The organism is Yersinia sp. Marseille-Q5920 (genome assembly GCF_946902935.1).
Taxonomy (GTDB): Bacteria; Pseudomonadota; Gammaproteobacteria; order Enterobacterales; family Enterobacteriaceae; genus Yersinia; species Yersinia rochesterensis.
Map to the genome: position 1 here is coordinate 14,208 of NZ_CAMPQA010000010.1, position 16,212 is coordinate 30,419.

A 16,212-nucleotide genomic window follows, 5' to 3' on the forward strand; every position below is an offset into this window, starting at 1 on the left:
AGCATTCCTATTTTAGTCAAATTCCAGTTCCACCTGCTCATTACCTACCAACGTTCGCAAATCTATCAATAAGCGATCGGTGGGCGTCACGCGCCATGTGGCTCCAAACCGCAGCCGGGCGCGAGCATCTTCCCGTTGGTAATAAAGATGCACTGGGATCGTCCCCGCTCGATGGGGTTCCAACGACTGACGGAGACGGTTCAAAAGCTGGTCATCAATTTGCCTGTCGGTCAGCGATATAGCAAGCCCACGGGCATATTTTTCACGAGCTTCACTGATGTCCATTAACTCACGGGCGGTCATTTTAAGTCCACCACTAAAGTCATCAAAGCTGACCTGTCCGGTGGCTATCAGGATACGGTCTTTTTCCAACAAATGCTGATATTTTTCCAACGCATCGGTGAATAGCATGACTTCAAGACGCCCAGAACGGTCGTCCAATGTACAAATGCCAATACGATTTCCGCGTTTTGTCACCATAACCCTAGAAGCGATAACCAACCCCGCAGCCATAGTCATTTTGCCCCGATCCGTCGGGTGCATATCTTTCAAACGCAGCCCGCCGGCATAACGCTCTATTTCCTTAAGATATTGGGTGATTGGGTGGCCGGTCAGGTACAGCCCCAACGTTTCCCGCTCACCGTCTAAAACAATCTGTTCCTGCCACGGCGGCACATTAGCATAAGATTGCTCAACCTGCTCAGGAGCATCTGCTAATACACCAAACATATCAACCTGACCAATGGCTTCTGCCTTAGCATGTTGGTCTGCGGCTTTTAATGCTTCACCCAGCGAACTCATTAATGCAGCGCGGTGCGGCCCCAAACGGTCAAAGGCACCGGACATAATAAGTTTTTCTAAAATCCGGCGATTAAGTTTTTTAGTATCAACTCTGGCACATAAATCAAACAGCTCTTTGAAGTAGCCGCCTTCTTTGCGGGCCTCCAGCATCGCCTCAATCGGCCCCTCGCCGACACCTTTAATTGCGCCGATACCATAAACAATTTCATTTTCATCATTGACATGGAAATGATACAGGCCGCTATTGATATCAGGTGGCAGAATTTTCAGCCCCATGCGCCAGCACTCATCGACCAGGCCCACCACCTTATCGGTGTTGTCCATATCGGCGGTCATTACCGCCGCCATAAACTCCGCAGGATAATGGGCTTTCAACCACAAAGTTTGGTAAGAAACCAAAGCATAGGCGGCGGAGTGTGACTTGTTAAAACCGTAACCAGCAAATTTCTCTACCAGGTCAAAAATCTTAATCGCCAGTTCACCCTCGACCCCCTGGCTTTTCGCACCATCTTCAAATATAGAGCGCTGTTTCGCCATCTCCTCTGGGTTCTTCTTACCCATCGCACGCCGCAACATATCCGCGCCGCCGAGTGAATAACCAGACAGAACCTGAGCAATCTGCATAACCTGTTCTTGATATAAAATGATGCCATAGGTTGGCTCAAGAACTGGTTTTAGTGATTCATGCTGCCATTCAATATCAGGATAGGATATTGCTTCACGGCCGTGTTTACGGTCAATGAAGTTATCAACCATCCCTGATTGCAATGGGCCGGGGCGGAATAATGCCACCAACGCGATCATATCTTCGAAGCAGTCAGGTTTTAGGCGCTTGATAAGATCTTTCATGCCTCTGGATTCAAGCTGGAATACCGCCGTCGTTTCAGAACGTTGCAGCATATCGAAGCTTTTTTTATCATCCAGTGGAATAGAGGCAATATCAATCGGCTCTAACCCGGTTTTCGCACGCCGGGCATTGATCATCTCCAATGCCCAGTTAATGATAGTAAGTGTTCGCAAACCTAGGAAGTCGAACTTTACCAACCCGGCATATTCCACATCATTCTTATCGAATTGCGTAACCGGGTTATTGCCTTCTGCATCGCAGTATAGCGGGGCAAAATCGGTAATTTTTGTTGGTGCAATAACTACCCCACCGGCATGTTTACCGGCGTTACGCGTTACCCCTTCCAACTTGCGCGCCATATCAATTAGCGCTCTAACCTCTTCATCTGCCTCATAGATTTCAGGCAGTTGCGGTTCCGCAGCGAATGCTTTCTCTAGCGTCATGCCCGGATCAGGCGGGACTAACTTTGAGATTCGGTCAACGAAGCCATAAGGATGGCCCAAGACTCGGCCCACATCGCGAATGACCGCTTTGGCTGCCATGGTACCAAAGGTAATTATCTGAGAAACAGCATCACGGCCATACATTTCAGCCACATGCTCAATGACCAGATCGCGTTTTTCCATGCAGAAGTCAACGTCGAAGTCGGGCATTGATACACGTTCGGGGTTTAGAAAACGTTCGAACAGCAGGTCAAATTCCAGCGGATCAAGGTCAGTAATCTTCAGCGCATAAGCCACCAAAGAACCCGCACCAGAACCACGCCCCGGCCCTACCGGCACGCCGTTATCTTTTGACCACTGGATAAACTCCATTACAATCAAGAAGTAACCAGGAAAACCCATCTGGTTAATGACTTTTAGTTCAATTTCCAGACGTTCATCATATTCAGGGCGTTTTTGTACCCTAACTTCAGGATCTGGGAATAGGAATTCCAGCCGCTCCTCTAAACCCTGTTTAGACTTTTCAACCAGAAAGTCTTCTGTGCTCATATCGCCGGTGGGGAATTGCGGTAGGAAATACTCACCAAGCCGGATAGTCACATTACAACGTTTGGCTATTTCAACACTGTTAATCAGCGCCTCAGGAATATCCGCGAAAAGCTCACACATTTGCTCTTCATCGCGCATAAATTGCTGAGGGCTATAATTCTTAGGCCGCTTAGGGTCAACCAATGTAAAGCCGTCATGGATAGCCACGCGGATCTCATGGGCGTCAAAGTCAGATTCATTGATAAAACGCACATCATTAGTCGCGACTACCGGCAAGCCACGCTCGGTTGCTAATGCTACAGCGGCATGCAGATAGTTTTCTTCATCCGGGCGGCCAGTCCGAATTAACTCCAGATAGTAGCTGTCAGGGAAATGCTCTTGATAAAATTCAAGGCACAAATCAACCTGAGCCTGATTACCCCGCAGAATGAACTTGCCAACATCCCCCATCCGGCCACCAGACAGCAGAATCAGGCCTTCTTTGTGCTTAATCAGCCAATCACGGTCAATGATAGGGCCAGCGGCACCATATCCGCGTTGATAAGCTTCAGAGATAAGCAAGGTAAGGTTTTGATAACCTTCATTATTACGTGCCAGAACAGTGAGGTGAGCTAATTCATCACCTAGAATTTCACTTTGCACGTAGAAGTCTGCGCCGATGATGGGTTTAACCCCAGCACCATGAGCGCTACCGTAGAATTTTACCAAGCCACATAGGTTGGTAAAGTCGGTAATGGCCAGAGCGGGCATGCCTAGGGCAGCAGCTCTCTTCACCAAGGGTCCAATCTTGGCTAATCCATCGATCATGGAGTAATCGCTGTGAACACGCAGGTGGACAAAACGAGGTTCGGCCATATCCAGATACCAGAAATTAGTGGATTGAATCATATCCCAAGCAATTCATTGCCAAGGAATCATACCCATACATTATGGATGTTGCTTTATTTTATAGATGCAAGTCGCGGTTTACACTAAACCCAGCACACGCTTAACCGGGCCAAAACTGCGCCGATGATGTTCAGTTGCACCCAAAGCTGCCAATTTTTCCAAATGGACAGCGGTTGGATAACCTTTATGTTGCGCGAAACCATATCCGGGAAATTGAAGGTCCAGCTCAGTCATTTCGCGATCACGGGTTACTTTGGCCAGAATTGAAGCGGCGCTTATCTCAGCGACCCGACTGTCACCTTTCACTACAGCCAATGACGGCATAGCCAGCTTCGGACACCGATTACCGTCAATCAAGACATAATCGGGGGCTATGTGCAGCCCTGCTACCGCCCTTTGCATTGCCAGCATAGTCGCGTGCAATATATTGAGATGATCAATTTCTTCTGGCTCAGCACGACCAAGGCTCCATGATAAGGCCTTGTCTGTAATTTCGTCATAAAGTGATAAACGGCGCTTTTCACTCAGTTTTTTCGAGTCGGCTAAACCCACAATGGGCCGTTTCGGATCGAGAATAACTGCAGCAGTAACAACGGCACCCACTAACGGGCCACGGCCCACTTCATCCACACCCGCAATCAGGTTTGCTTGTGGATAAATAAAGATATCAGTCATCGTCCTGCTAACTCCAATACAGCCTGTGCCGCCTGCTCATCCGCACCACAGCGGATGCTCTGATGTAAGATCAGGAAGCGTTCTTTTAAGGCCTCAACCGCCTCTCCACCTTGCAATAAAGGCAGCAGCGCATCAGCTAGTTTCTGCGGTTGACACTCTTGTTGCAGCAACTCTGTCACTAGCTCTTCACCAGCCAACAAATTGGGCAATGAGACATAAGGAGTTTTAACCAACCGCTCGGCTAACCAGAATGTGAAAGGTTTCATACGATAACCAACGACCATTGGGCACTTGGCCAACATGCATTCTAATGCAGCAGTCCCGGAAGCCAATAACGTCGCATCAGCAGCAATCATCGCCAGACGGGCATTGCCATCAAGTAAATGTACTGACAAATCCGGTGTAACTTCGGCCTTAATTCGCTCGAATTGCTCACGACGTTTGCTATTTACCAGCGGAACCAGCACTTCCAGATTGGGCAATTGTTGCTTCAGAATAGCTGCTGTGCGCAGAAAATCACCACTGAGCATTTCTACTTCAGAATGGCGACTACCCGGCAATAAAGCCAGACAAGGTGTATTGGGTGCAATGCCAAGCTCAGCTTTTGCCGCGTGTTTATCGGGAGCCAATGGCATAGTGTCCGCCATGGTATGGCCGATAAAACGGCAGGGAACATTAAAACGATCGTAAAACGCTTTTTCAAAAGGAAGGAAGGCGAGCACCATATCGGTCGCTTTGCCAATTTTGAAAACACGTTTTTGCCGCCAGGCCCACACCGATGGGCTGACATAATGAACGGTTCGTATGCCACGCTGCTTCAAGCGCCCCTCGAGGGTAATATTGAAATCAGGAGCATCGATACCGACAAAAACATCCGGCGATAGCTCGCTAAAGCGTTGAGTCAGCTCCTTTCGGATTTTCAGTAGACGTGGCAGGCGCTCTAACACTTCAACAACGCCCATCACTGCCAATTCTTCCATCTCAAACCAGGCTTCGCATCCTTCAGCTTGCATCAGAGGCCCAGCCACACCAACAAAGCGGGCATCAGGAACCTGAGCTTTCAGTGCACGAATCAATCCTGCACCTAAGATGTCGCCGGAGGTTTCACCGGCGACTAAACCTATAGTTAAAGGACGCCCGCCACTTGACGGTCGATCAACAGATAATGGGCTATTTTGCATAAGTCAGCGAATAATGCCGCGAGTCGAACGCGCAAAGAAATCAATGAATGCTTGAACTGATGGATGTTGTTCCGCCAATTCAGCAATTTCAGGTTTCACTTCATCCAATGTCCGGCCACTGCGATACAATAATTTGTATGCATTGCGGATAGCATGGAGTGATTCTTTGTCGAAACCACGGCGTTTTAACCCTTCGATATTGATACCGAATGGTGTCGCATGGTTACCTTGAGCAATGACAAAAGGAGGCACATCCTGAGCTACACCAGAACAACCGCCCACCATCACATGCGCACCAATCACGCAGAATTGATGAATGGCAGTCATTCCGCCAATAATGGCAAAATCGTCGATTTCTACATGACCACCCAATGTTGCATTATTCGCAAGAATACAACGATTGCCAATGATACAGTCATGGGCAATATGGGCATTAATCATCAGTAAATTATCGCTGCCTACTTTCGTTAATCCACCACCTTGCACGGTGCCTCGGTGGATAGAAACACTTTCACGGATACGATTACGGTCACCGATTTCTACGCGAGTAGGCTCGCCAGCATATTTCAGATCCTGATTTGCTTCACCAATCGAAGCAAACTGATAAATCTGATTATCACTGCCGATTTTTGTTATTCCATTAACGACGACATGGGATTTCAGTTCCGTGCCAGCGCCGATTTCCACCTGGGATCCGACAAAGCAAAAAGGGCCAATACGAACGCCGGCGCCAATAACTGCACCTTCTTCGACGATAGAACTTGGATGGATAACGGCGGTTTTGTCAATCACGTATCAGGACTCCTTAACGTCAGACTTTGCAACTTCAGACTTTGCAACTACAGCTGTTGCTGGTTTGCTGCGAGCACACATCATTGTTGCCGTACAAACGATTTCACCATCAACTTTCGCAACACCAGTAAAACGAGTCAGACCACGGCGCTCTTTAACAAACTCAACTTCCATGATCATTTGATCGCCAGGCACTACTGGACGTTTAAAGCGAGCATCATCAATACCAGCAAAATAATAAAGCTCACCTGGTTCAAGTTTACCGCGGCTCTTAAACGCCAAAATCCCGGTAGCCTGAGCCATAGCTTCTAATATCAGCACACCAGGGAAGATGGGCTTACCTGGGAAATGGCCTTGGAAAAATGGCTCGTTGAAAGAGACGTTCTTCACTGCACGCAGAAATTTCCCTTCCTCAAAATCAAGGACGCGATCTACCAGCAAAAACGGAAAACGGTGCGGGAGTAGATCCAGAATCTCTTCAATGTGCAGAGTATGAGTGTCAGTAGTCAAAATACTCTTCCTGTCTAAAAACTGATGCTATCAACAACACGGCCTGCACTGCCCCAAAAGGGAGGCATTAGGCAGGCCGCAAATTAGGAACTCTTTACACTTACTTTTGGCATCAATTGCCAATAAGTTTGATTATTTGCTCAGAGTTTCGGGCTTAAGTGATTATTCTTTATCGATTTTGCGCTCAATCGCTTTTAAGCGTTTATTAATTCCATCAATATTCATCACTAAAGCAGCTGTTTTGCGCCACACTTTATTGGGTTGTAGCGGAATACCGGAGGAGTATAACCCAGGTTCAGTGATTGGACGCATCACCATTCCCATTCCGGTGATTGTGACTTTGTCACAAATCTCCATATGACCATTGATCACACTTGCGCCGCCTATCATACAATAGCGTCCAACTTTCAGACTACCTGCCATGATAACACCACCCGCAACCGCAGTATTGTCGCCAATCACAACGTTATGTGCAATCTGACATTGGTTATCAATGATGACGCCATTACCAATAATCGTATTATCCAGCGCACCACGGTCAATTGTTGTACAAGCGCCAATCTCAACACGGTCGCCAATATGTACAGAACCAAGCTGCGGTATTTTTATCCAGTTGCCACGATCATTTGCATAGCCAAAACCATCTGCACCAATGACCGTACCGGATTGAATCAGACAGTTTTGCCCAATTACAACTTCATGATAAACGGAGACATTGGCCCACAAACGGCTACCTGCACCAATGTGAGTATTCTTACCAATAAAACAGCCAGCACCGATAACTACGTTATCGCCCAGCACAACACCAGACTCTATCACTGCATTTGCACCGATAGATAAGTTCTCGCCCAACGTTGCCTGCGGAGAAATCACCGCACTTGGGGCAATATCTTGCGCAGGTTGAGGTGTGGTATCCATTATCTGTGCCATGCGTGCATAGGTTAAATATGGATTTTTAACCACCAGGGCAGCAGATTTACAGAAAGGTAAGTCAGCCTCAGTCAACACCACCGCACCTGCATTGCAAGTTGCGAGTTGTTCTTGATAACGGCTGTTTGACAAGAATGTGATTTGCGAAGGCTCGGCAGAATGCATAGAAGCGATGCCGGTGATGACCAGAGAGCCATCACCGTGCACCTGTGCATCCAACTGCTGGGCTAAATCAGCCAGTCGAATTGAAGGCATGTTTTATTTAACCTGTTTCAGCACGTCAGCAGTGATATCTTTAGAAGGATCTGCATATGCAACAGCATTTGCATCAATCACTACGTCATAACCGCCTTTGCTAGCAACAGATTTAACAGCATCCTGAATACGGCTCAGAATTTTGTTACGCTCTTCCATCTGACGACGGCGATTATCTTGCTCAAAAGCCTGGGCTTTAGTAGAGAAAGTTTCACGCTGTTTCATTACGTCGTTTTCCAGCTTAGTACGATCACTAGCTTTCATGGTAGAACCGTCGCGCTGCAGTTTCTGCATTTTAGTCTGCAGATCGCGCTCCATTCCTTGCAGTTCGGTTGCACGGCCTTTGAATTCATTCTCCAGCTGTTTAGCTACGGTTTCACGCGCAGGTAATTGTTGGAAAATGCTGGAAACGTTAACAATAGCAATCTTGTCTGCGGCTTGAACGCTGGCAGAAGCTGCCAATGCTAAACCAAGACCTGCGGCACACAACCACTTTTTCACTATAAACTCCTTACCATTACCCGTTTGTGTCAGAGACACCTTGAAGTGCACTTAATACTGAATAATACCTAAGATAGCGCCAACCTGAGCCAACGCTACTTTAGGTTATTTCAACTACCAGTGCTGTCTTTAAAATTCAGTGCTACTTAGCTAATCAATTACTTCGCCAAGCAATTACCAAGTTTTACCGATGTTAAACTGGAATTGCTCTGACTTATCGCCTTCGTAATCTTTAACTGGTTTAGCATATGAGAACACTAAAGGCCCCAATGGTGACATCCATTGTAGTGCCACACCGGCCGAGACACGAATATTACTGGCTTTACTGTAATCAGGAATACCTGCTGCTCGTGTTTGAGCGGTATTTTCCCAATTGGTATCCCATACGGTACCTGAGTCAATGAAGACTGAAGTGCGTACAGAGTTCGAGTATTTCTCACTAATGAACGGTGTCGGTGTAATCAGTTCTAAACTGGCCACCGCCATGGCGTTCCCCCCTACCGCATCGGTAGAGTTATTAACTGTAGTTCCATTATTGGCATAATACGCCGCTTTTGGACCAATGTTATTAGAGCGGAAACCACGAACAGAGCTGGCACCACCGGCATAGAAGTTCTCGTAGAATGGCATTTCTTTCGAACCGATGCCGCCACCGTAACCCAAGCGACCACGGCCCAACAGCACCCATGAGCGATCGTCATCTAATGGCTGGTATGCTGATGTATCGAAAGTCACTTTGTAGAACTCATTATCTGAGCCAGGTACAGTCACTTTCGTATTCACCGAGGATTTCACACCCGAAGTTGGGAAGAAGCCACGGTCAAGATTGTTGTATGTCCAACCCAGATTCAGCGTAAAGTCATCAGTAGTAAAGCCCGCACGACCAGTATAGTCAGGACGTTGGCCTACTGACTCTAGATAACGCCACATCGCAACTTGCGGTTCCATATCAGACAGGTCGTTGTGGACGTAACCTAAGCCAACACGCAATGAGTTATTCTCATTAATTGGGAAGCCTAAAGTACCGTCAACACCGTAACTGCTGTTGGTATAACCGGACAGGTCTGCGTTATCTGCTTTAAAGTCATTATAGAAGATACGCCCACCCAGACTGACACCATCAACGGTGAAGTATGGGTCAGTTAAGGTAAACTCAGCATAGGTCTGGTAGTCGTTTTTCGTGCCGTTAATACCGACAGTGTTACCCGTACCCAACCAGTTATCTTGCTGCACGCCAACCTGGAAGCTCACACCACTTTCAGTACCGTACCCGATACCAAAGTTCAGGCTGCCCGTGTTTCGTTCCTTAACTTTGTAAGTCACATCGACCTGATCAGCCGTTCCTGGGACGCGTTGAGTTTCAACATCAACAGTCTCGAAATAGCCTAAACGGTTCAGACGTTCTTTACCGGCTTCGACCTGATCATTACCCAGCCATGCACCTTCCATTTGACGCATTTCACGGCGCAACACTGAGTCTTTACTGGTGTCATTGCCTTCGAAACGGACATTACGGACATAGAAACGGTTACCCGCATCAACATTGATATGCAATTTAACTGTTTTATCAGCATCGTTAATTTCAGGCTGAGACACGACACGCGGATAAGCATAGCCATAGCGGCCCAACATCTTCTTGATGTCTTCTTCCATGCGCGTCACTTTACTGCCGTTAAACAGTTCACCCGGTTCAATCTTGGTCAGCTTATCCGCTTCAGATTGATGGCCCGCAAGATTACCGCTCACCACCACGCTGTTAAGCTTGTATTGGTCGCCTTCAGTAATATTGATTGTGATATAGATGCCTTTTTTATCTGGCGTCAAACTCACTTGGGTTGAATCAATGTTAAACCGGGCATAACCACGATCCAGATAGAAACTGCGTAAGATTTCAAGGTCACCAGCCAGTTTCTGCTTCTGATATTTACGATCACCGACCACGTTCCACCATGGCACTTCATCGCGCAATTGGAAGCGCGAGATAAGTTCATCAGTTGTGAAACTGTGGTTACCTACGATGTTGATCTGCTGAATTTTTGCAGATACACCCTCGGTAAAGACCAATTTTAGATCAACACGATTACGCGGCAATGGAGTAACAACAGCCTTCACTGAAGCACTGTATTTACCCACACTGTAGTAGAAGTCTTCGAGTCCTTTTTCAATGTTGGATATAGTGGTACGGTCCAGGGCTTCGCCAACCCGGACGCCAGAGGCCTCCAGATTCTGCTTAAGCATGTCATCTTTCACCGCTTTATTACCGGAGAAAGTGATGCTGGCAATCGTTGGGCGTTCTTTGACTTGAACAATCAGCGTATCACCATCGCGCAGGACGCGAACGTCCTCGAAGTTGCCTGTAGCAAACAACGCACGGATAGTTTGACCGATGTCATCATCACTGACGGTATCGCCTACGCGAACCGGCATATTAAGTAACGCCGCACCGACGGCGACCCGTTGCAGGCCTTCGAAATGAATATCTTTCACTACGAACCCGTCTGCACCGTATACGGTGGCGCTGCCAAACAGCAGCGACGCTATGAGCAACTTTTTCATCGCCATCGTTGTTATGCGTTCTTCCTAACCTATCCCCTGCCGTTAAAGACGGGAGAAATCATTGAAAAGTGCAAGCCCCATTAATAACACCAGCAAAATCGAGCCGATGCGATAACTGAAGTCCTGTACTCGCTCAGAAACCGGCCCACCCTTCAGCTTTTCTATCGCCAGGAAGAGCAGATGTCCACCATCTAACACCGGTAACGGGAACAAATTGATAATGCCCAAGTTGACACTGATAAGTGCCAAAAACATCAGGTAATACACCAACCCGTACTCAGCTGAAACCCCAGCACCTTGTGCAATAGATATCGGGCCACTCAAGTTATTCAGCTTAACATCACCAGTAATCAGTTTACCCAACATGCTTACCGTCAAATGCATCAACTGCCAGGTTTTATCCCCAGCTTGGTAGAGTGCGGTGAACGGGCCATATTGGCGAATCGTTTTATATTCATCCGGAAGCGGTATAACTTTCGGCACTACACCCGCAAAACCTTCACTGCGGTTTTCTCCAACCGATTTTGTATCTGGTATCAAGGTTAAAGACAAGGGGGTACCACCCCTTTCAATATCTAACACCAGCGCTTTACCGGGGTTATCTCGAACTTGTAAAACAAATGATTGCCAACGATCCAGCAACTGGCCGTTAACTTTAACTATCCTATCCCCTGCTTGTAAACCCGCCTTTTGTGCCGCTGACCCTGGTTGGACTTCTGCCAAGACGGATTCAATCTGCGGGCCACGCGGAATAATGCCTAACGCAACCACGGGATCTTGTTTATCTGGCTCAAATTGCCACTGACGCAAATCCAAGGTCTTTTGCACCACGTTAGCAGAGCCAAATGGAGCAACACCGACTTGTGCTTGCTTATCGCCAATTTTACTGATTAAAGCCAAACGAACAGAATCCCAATCAGGCGTTTCGATGCCATCTACAGACTTAAGTTCCATTCCTGGAGAAATATTGGCTTGCGCAGCAATGGATTGTGGCGAAATATCACCCACAACCGGACGCACACTTGGCACGCCAATGATAAACACCAGCCAGTAAGCAATGATAGCAAAAAGGAAGTTAGCAATAGGGCCCGCGCTGACGATTGCCGCACGTTGTAAAATGGTTTTATTGTTAAAAGATTGATGGCGGAGCTCCGGAGCAACAGCCTCTACGCGCTCATCCAACATTTTAACGTAGCCACCCAATGGGATGAGGGCGATAACATACTCGGTTCCCTGACGATCAGTTCTACGCCATAACGCTTTACCAAAACCAATCGAAAAGCGTTCGACACGGACACCACAGCGCCGTGCCACCCAAAAGTGGCCAAACTCATGCACTGTAATTAAGATCCCCAGTGCGATAATAAACGCGGCCAGGCTCCAGAGTATGCTCATCATATTCCCTAAACTCCCCGTCAGTGACGGATTAAAACACTAACAGCATTAAGCAGGCAAATACCGGCACAGCTGCGGTCAGGCTATCGATACGATCCAGTATCCCACCATGACCAGGAATCAAATGACCACTGTCTTTGATTCCCGCTTCACGTTTAAACATACTTTCGGTCAAATCGCCGAGTACCGAGGCCAATGCAGCGACCACGGAACAGATTAACAGTTTTTCGGGGATGATATCCAATGGAGCATATCGACCAAACAACCATGATATCAGAGCTGATGTCAGTAAACCGCCAATTAATCCTTCCCACGTTTTACCCGGTGAGACTTTAGGCGCTAATTTATGTTTACCGAACAATTTACCGAACATGTAGGCGCCAGAATCAGCTCCCCACACCAGCAGCATCACATAAAGCAGCCACCAAGCACCAATATTATGGTCCAGCTCGTAGCCATACTGGCGTAGTGCGACCATTCCCCAGAAGAATGGGACAATGGTCAGGATGCCGAAAACTATACGCAACAGACGTGAATCGCGCCAAAATACCGCAGAGCGTGGGTAAGTAAGCACCAACAGCAATGCAGCGATCCACCAGCCCATAGAAAGCCAGAGAGGCACGCTCACTTGTGGAAGATGAGCTGAATGTTGGTAGGCCGGGAGGCTAAGCAACATTGAGACCAGTAAAAAACCACACAGTATGGCTAGCCAAATACGCTGAGAACGACTGGCAAACCCGGCTAATTGCCCCCATTCCCAAGCGGCAAGCATGCTGACAACAAGAGTGACAATAGCAAAACCAACCGGCGGAAGCAGGAACAGTGCACTAATGACAACCGGAATCAAGATTAAAGCAGTTATGAGACGATACTTCAGCAAAAGTTCCCCCTAGGATGCAGTTGCATCGATAGGTGTAGTTCCCCCGAAGCGACGCTCGCGTTGTGCAAATGCATTCAGCGCACCTTCAAAGACATGTTCATCAAAATCAGGCCAGAGTACATCAGTAAAGTAAAGTTCAGCATAGGCGATTTGCCACAACAAGAAATTACTGATGCGATGTTCACCACCGGTTCTGATCACTAAATCTACCTCAGATTGCTCATGCAGGCAGATATGCGAATTTAGCGATTCTTCACAAATATCTGTGGGTTGCAATTCCCCTCGCTGTACCTGCTCAGCTAAGTGACGCACTCCCTGAATAATATCCCAACGGCCACCATAGTTGGCAGCAATGTTAAGTCTCAGACCGTCATTATTTGCCGTTAACTCTTCTGAGCGACGGATCCGTTTCTGCAAACGTTCACTAAAGCGACTGATATCACCAATGACCGATAACCGAACCTTATGTTTATGCAGACTTTTTACTTCGCTGTCCAGCGCATGAACAAAAAGTTCCATTAATGCGGTGACTTCTTGAGCAGGGCGGTTCCAGTTTTCACTGCTAAAAGCATAAAGCGTGAGCGCATCCAACTGATGAGTAGCAGCAAAACTGACCGCTCTGCGAACTGATTTCACTCCCGCTTTGTGACCGAAAACCCTTAATTTACCCTGTTTTTTTGCCCAACGCCCATTGCCATCCATAATGATAGCAACATGGCGAGGGGTTAGGGGGGACAAGTTAGCCCTATCTTCATTTACAGACGACATAATGCGAACTCATTTCCTCAATAAATCAATTGTTCATCCCGAACATTAGGCAGCAAGCGCACAAAAAAAGCCGTGTACCAAGTCACGGCTTCTTCAGTGACAGCCAAAATAGACGGTTTAAATACCTATTGGGCCATTAATCAACAGTCTATCTACCCATTGACGGTGCAGACTATATCATCTCAGCCTTATCCTAACAAATTCCCACATTAGCCAAGGAGGCTTTTAATTATTCAATTTCGCTATTACTTGAACAGCCATATCGCGGGCTTTACGGTCAATCACCAACACCTCATCCACACTGGCTGGCTCTGGTAATGATAACTGCTCCACAACAGTACGATTAATCACTGCAATATCAGTGAAACGAATTTGCGAATCCAAGAACGCCATGACAGAAACTTCGTTGGCTGCATTCAGGGCGGTAGTGGCGGCTTGCCCTGTATTTGATGCATCGATAGCCAATTTCAAGCACGGATAACGCTGATAATCTGGCTCCGCAAAAGTCAGCTCGCGTATCTTGCAGAAATCCAGTGGTGCCACACCTGAACTCACCCGCATTGGATAAGCCATCGCATGTGCAATCGGTGTTCGCATATCTGGCGTCCCCATCTGTGCCAATACGCTACCATCATGGTAGCGCACCATTGAATGAATGACAGATTGAGGATGTAAAATAACTTCCACCTGTTCTGCGCTAGCATTAAATAACCACCGCGCTTCGATATACTCCAGCCCTTTGTTCATCATTGTCGCTGAGTCGACCGAAATCTTGCGCCCCATAGACCAGTTTGGATGGGCACAAGCTTGGTCCGGGGTGACATCTGCAAACTGTGCTAATGGCGTTTCACGCAGTGGGCCACCAGAGCCCGTTAAGATGATGCGGGAAACACCATTCTCACTCAGTGAAGAATAGCCTAATTGAGACTGAATTTTTTCAGGTAAACTCTGAAAAATAGCATTATGTTCGCTGTCGATGGGTAGCAGTTGTGCACGACTGTGCTTCACTTCATCCATAAAGAGCTTGCCACAAGTAATTAGTGACTCTTTGTTGGCCAGTAATACTTGTTTGCCTGCGCGGATAGCCGCCAGTGTTGACGGTAAACCTGCGACGCCGACAATCGCCGCCATCACCTGATCAACATCGCCTATAGCCGCCACCTCACACGCGGCTTTTTCGCCGGAGTAAACTTCTGTTCTTGAACCGTTTTCTGCCAACAACCGGCGCAATGCTTTAGCCGAAGTTTCATCGGACATAGCGGCATAACGGGGAGCGAATTCGAGACATTGTTGGGCCATCTGATCAACATTGCGACCAGCAACCAATGCGGTGATTTTGAATAATTCGGGATTAGCGCGCACAACACCCAGAGTGCTGTTGCCGATGGAACCTGTAGAACCAAGAATAGTCAGTTGCTTCATGAGAGTGCTCTGAATAACTGTGTTTATACCCGTCATACTTCAAGCTGTATGTACGTTGGCTGCTTTGTTCACCCCAGCCACTTACCGGTGTAAGTTCTTGGGGATTAGCTCAATAGCCGCCTTCCTGCAACTCAAATTATTTAGGGTATTATGATAGGCGCGGCATCAATCTAACAAAATATTGAACCCGCTAAAACAAAGCGCCAACTAAGCGGCGCTTTGTCATTGCGAGTGAGGATTAGAAATCCATCAACTCGGTTTCTTTAGCAGCCAACGCAGCATCAACTTTCTTGATAAAGGCATCGGTCAGTTTTTGAATGTCTTCCTGAGAGCGGCGATCTTCATCTTCGCTGATCTCTTTATCTTTCAACAAAGCTTTTACTTTATCATTAGCATCACGGCGCACGTTACGAATAGAAACGCGGCCCTGCTCGGCTTCTGCACGAACAACTTTGATTAAGTCTTTACGGCGTTCTTCTGTCAATGCTGGCAGTGGAACACGGATAACGGTGCCCGCAGAAGAAGGGTTTAGGCCTAAATCAGAGGTCATGATCGCTTTTTCAACTGCGGCACTGAGGCTGCGGTCAAAAACAGTCAAAGCCAAAGTCCGGGAGTCTTCAACGACGATGTTAGCCAACTGGCGCAATGGCGTTGCAGTGCCATAATACTCAACCTGGATGCCATCAAGAATACTTGGAGAAGCGCGGCCGGTGCGGATCTTACTGATGTGATTCTGGAATGCTTCTAAGCATTTTTCCATACGCACTTCGGTATCTTTTCTAATTTCGTTAATCACGTTGTGAACCCTTGAAAACTGGT

Annotated in this window: 13 protein-coding genes; all 13 read right to left on the reverse strand. The window is 47.5% G+C overall.

The window, feature by feature from the left end; all coding sequences use genetic code 11:
* Positions 1-12: 12 nt before the first annotated feature.
* The 13 genes from dnaE to frr all read right to left on the reverse strand — a co-directional run bounded on the left by dnaE (position 13) and on the right by frr (position 16,189).
* Positions 13-3,495 carry a DNA polymerase III subunit alpha gene (gene dnaE / locus OVO64_RS14525; RefSeq protein ID WP_038639355.1) on the reverse strand — a complete coding sequence of 1,161 codons (3,483 nt, stop codon included), beginning with the start codon at positions 3,493-3,495 and terminating at the stop codon, positions 13-15.
* A 111-nt stretch (positions 3,496-3,606) separates the two neighbouring features.
* On the reverse strand, positions 3,607-4,203 hold the full coding sequence (gene rnhB / locus OVO64_RS14530) for a ribonuclease HII (protein ID WP_038631268.1): 597 nt from the start codon (positions 4,201-4,203) through the stop codon (positions 3,607-3,609).
* On the reverse strand, positions 4,200-5,384 hold the full coding sequence (gene lpxB, locus OVO64_RS14535; protein ID WP_038631266.1) for a lipid-A-disaccharide synthase: 1,185 nt from the start codon (positions 5,382-5,384) through the stop codon (positions 4,200-4,202). Before lpxB ends, rnhB begins: the two co-directional genes overlap by 4 nt.
* Positions 5,385-5,387: 3 nt before the next feature.
* Complete coding sequence (gene lpxA / locus OVO64_RS14540) at positions 5,388-6,176, reverse strand: acyl-ACP--UDP-N-acetylglucosamine O-acyltransferase (RefSeq protein WP_004391689.1); 789 nt, start codon at positions 6,174-6,176, stop codon at positions 5,388-5,390.
* Between the two features lie 3 nt (positions 6,177-6,179).
* Complete coding sequence (fabZ, locus tag OVO64_RS14545) at positions 6,180-6,686, reverse strand: 3-hydroxyacyl-ACP dehydratase FabZ (RefSeq protein WP_038631264.1); 507 nt, start codon at positions 6,684-6,686, stop codon at positions 6,180-6,182.
* A gap of 162 nt (positions 6,687-6,848) precedes the next feature.
* Positions 6,849-7,871 (reverse strand): UDP-3-O-(3-hydroxymyristoyl)glucosamine N-acyltransferase, encoded by a 1,023-nt coding sequence (gene lpxD / locus OVO64_RS14550; protein ID WP_038631262.1) that lies wholly within the window; start codon positions 7,869-7,871, stop codon positions 6,849-6,851.
* A 3-nt stretch (positions 7,872-7,874) separates the two neighbouring features.
* A complete protein-coding gene (gene skp, locus OVO64_RS14555) occupies positions 7,875-8,372 on the reverse strand; it encodes a molecular chaperone Skp (protein WP_011816966.1) in 498 nt (165 codons plus the stop codon).
* 174 nt (positions 8,373-8,546) lie between these two features.
* On the reverse strand, positions 8,547-10,934 hold the full coding sequence (gene bamA, locus OVO64_RS14560; RefSeq protein WP_145585911.1) for an outer membrane protein assembly factor BamA: 2,388 nt from the start codon (positions 10,932-10,934) through the stop codon (positions 8,547-8,549).
* Between the two features lie 36 nt (positions 10,935-10,970).
* A complete protein-coding gene (gene rseP, locus OVO64_RS14565) occupies positions 10,971-12,326 on the reverse strand; it encodes a sigma E protease regulator RseP (protein ID WP_038631257.1) in 1,356 nt (451 codons plus the stop codon).
* A 28-nt stretch (positions 12,327-12,354) separates the two neighbouring features.
* A complete protein-coding gene (gene cdsA, locus OVO64_RS14570) occupies positions 12,355-13,203 on the reverse strand; it encodes a phosphatidate cytidylyltransferase (RefSeq protein ID WP_038631254.1) in 849 nt (282 codons plus the stop codon).
* 9 nt (positions 13,204-13,212) lie between these two features.
* Positions 13,213-13,971 carry a (2E,6E)-farnesyl-diphosphate-specific ditrans,polycis-undecaprenyl-diphosphate synthase gene (gene ispU, locus OVO64_RS14575; RefSeq protein WP_038631252.1) on the reverse strand — a complete coding sequence of 253 codons (759 nt, stop codon included), beginning with the start codon at positions 13,969-13,971 and terminating at the stop codon, positions 13,213-13,215.
* A 225-nt stretch (positions 13,972-14,196) separates the two neighbouring features.
* Positions 14,197-15,393 carry a 1-deoxy-D-xylulose-5-phosphate reductoisomerase gene (gene ispC, locus OVO64_RS14580; protein ID WP_038631250.1) on the reverse strand — a complete coding sequence of 399 codons (1,197 nt, stop codon included), beginning with the start codon at positions 15,391-15,393 and terminating at the stop codon, positions 14,197-14,199.
* 238 nt (positions 15,394-15,631) lie between these two features.
* Positions 15,632-16,189, reverse strand: coding sequence for a ribosome recycling factor (gene frr / locus OVO64_RS14585; protein WP_004391701.1), 558 nt, complete (start codon positions 16,187-16,189; stop codon positions 15,632-15,634).
* Positions 16,190-16,212: the final 23 nt, after the last annotated feature.

Coding starts and splice junctions, on each gene's coding strand:
- ispU (WP_038631252.1), bottom strand. CDS start 13,971: ATGTCGTCTGTAAATGAAGATAGGGCTAACTTGTCCCCCCTAACCCCT.
- rnhB (WP_038631268.1), bottom strand. CDS start 4,203: ATGACTGATATCTTTATTTATCCACAAGCAAACCTGATTGCGGGTGTG.
- lpxD (WP_038631262.1), bottom strand. CDS start 7,871: ATGCCTTCAATTCGACTGGCTGATTTAGCCCAGCAGTTGGATGCACAG.
- bamA (WP_145585911.1), bottom strand. CDS start 10,934: ATGGCGATGAAAAAGTTGCTCATAGCGTCGCTGCTGTTTGGCAGCGCC.
- ispC (WP_038631250.1), bottom strand. CDS start 15,393: ATGAAGCAACTGACTATTCTTGGTTCTACAGGTTCCATCGGCAACAGC.
- lpxB (WP_038631266.1), bottom strand. CDS start 5,384: ATGCAAAATAGCCCATTATCTGTTGATCGACCGTCAAGTGGCGGGCGT.
- rseP (WP_038631257.1), bottom strand. CDS start 12,326: ATGATGAGCATACTCTGGAGCCTGGCCGCGTTTATTATCGCACTGGGG.
- dnaE (WP_038639355.1), bottom strand. CDS start 3,495: ATGGCCGAACCTCGTTTTGTCCACCTGCGTGTTCACAGCGATTACTCC.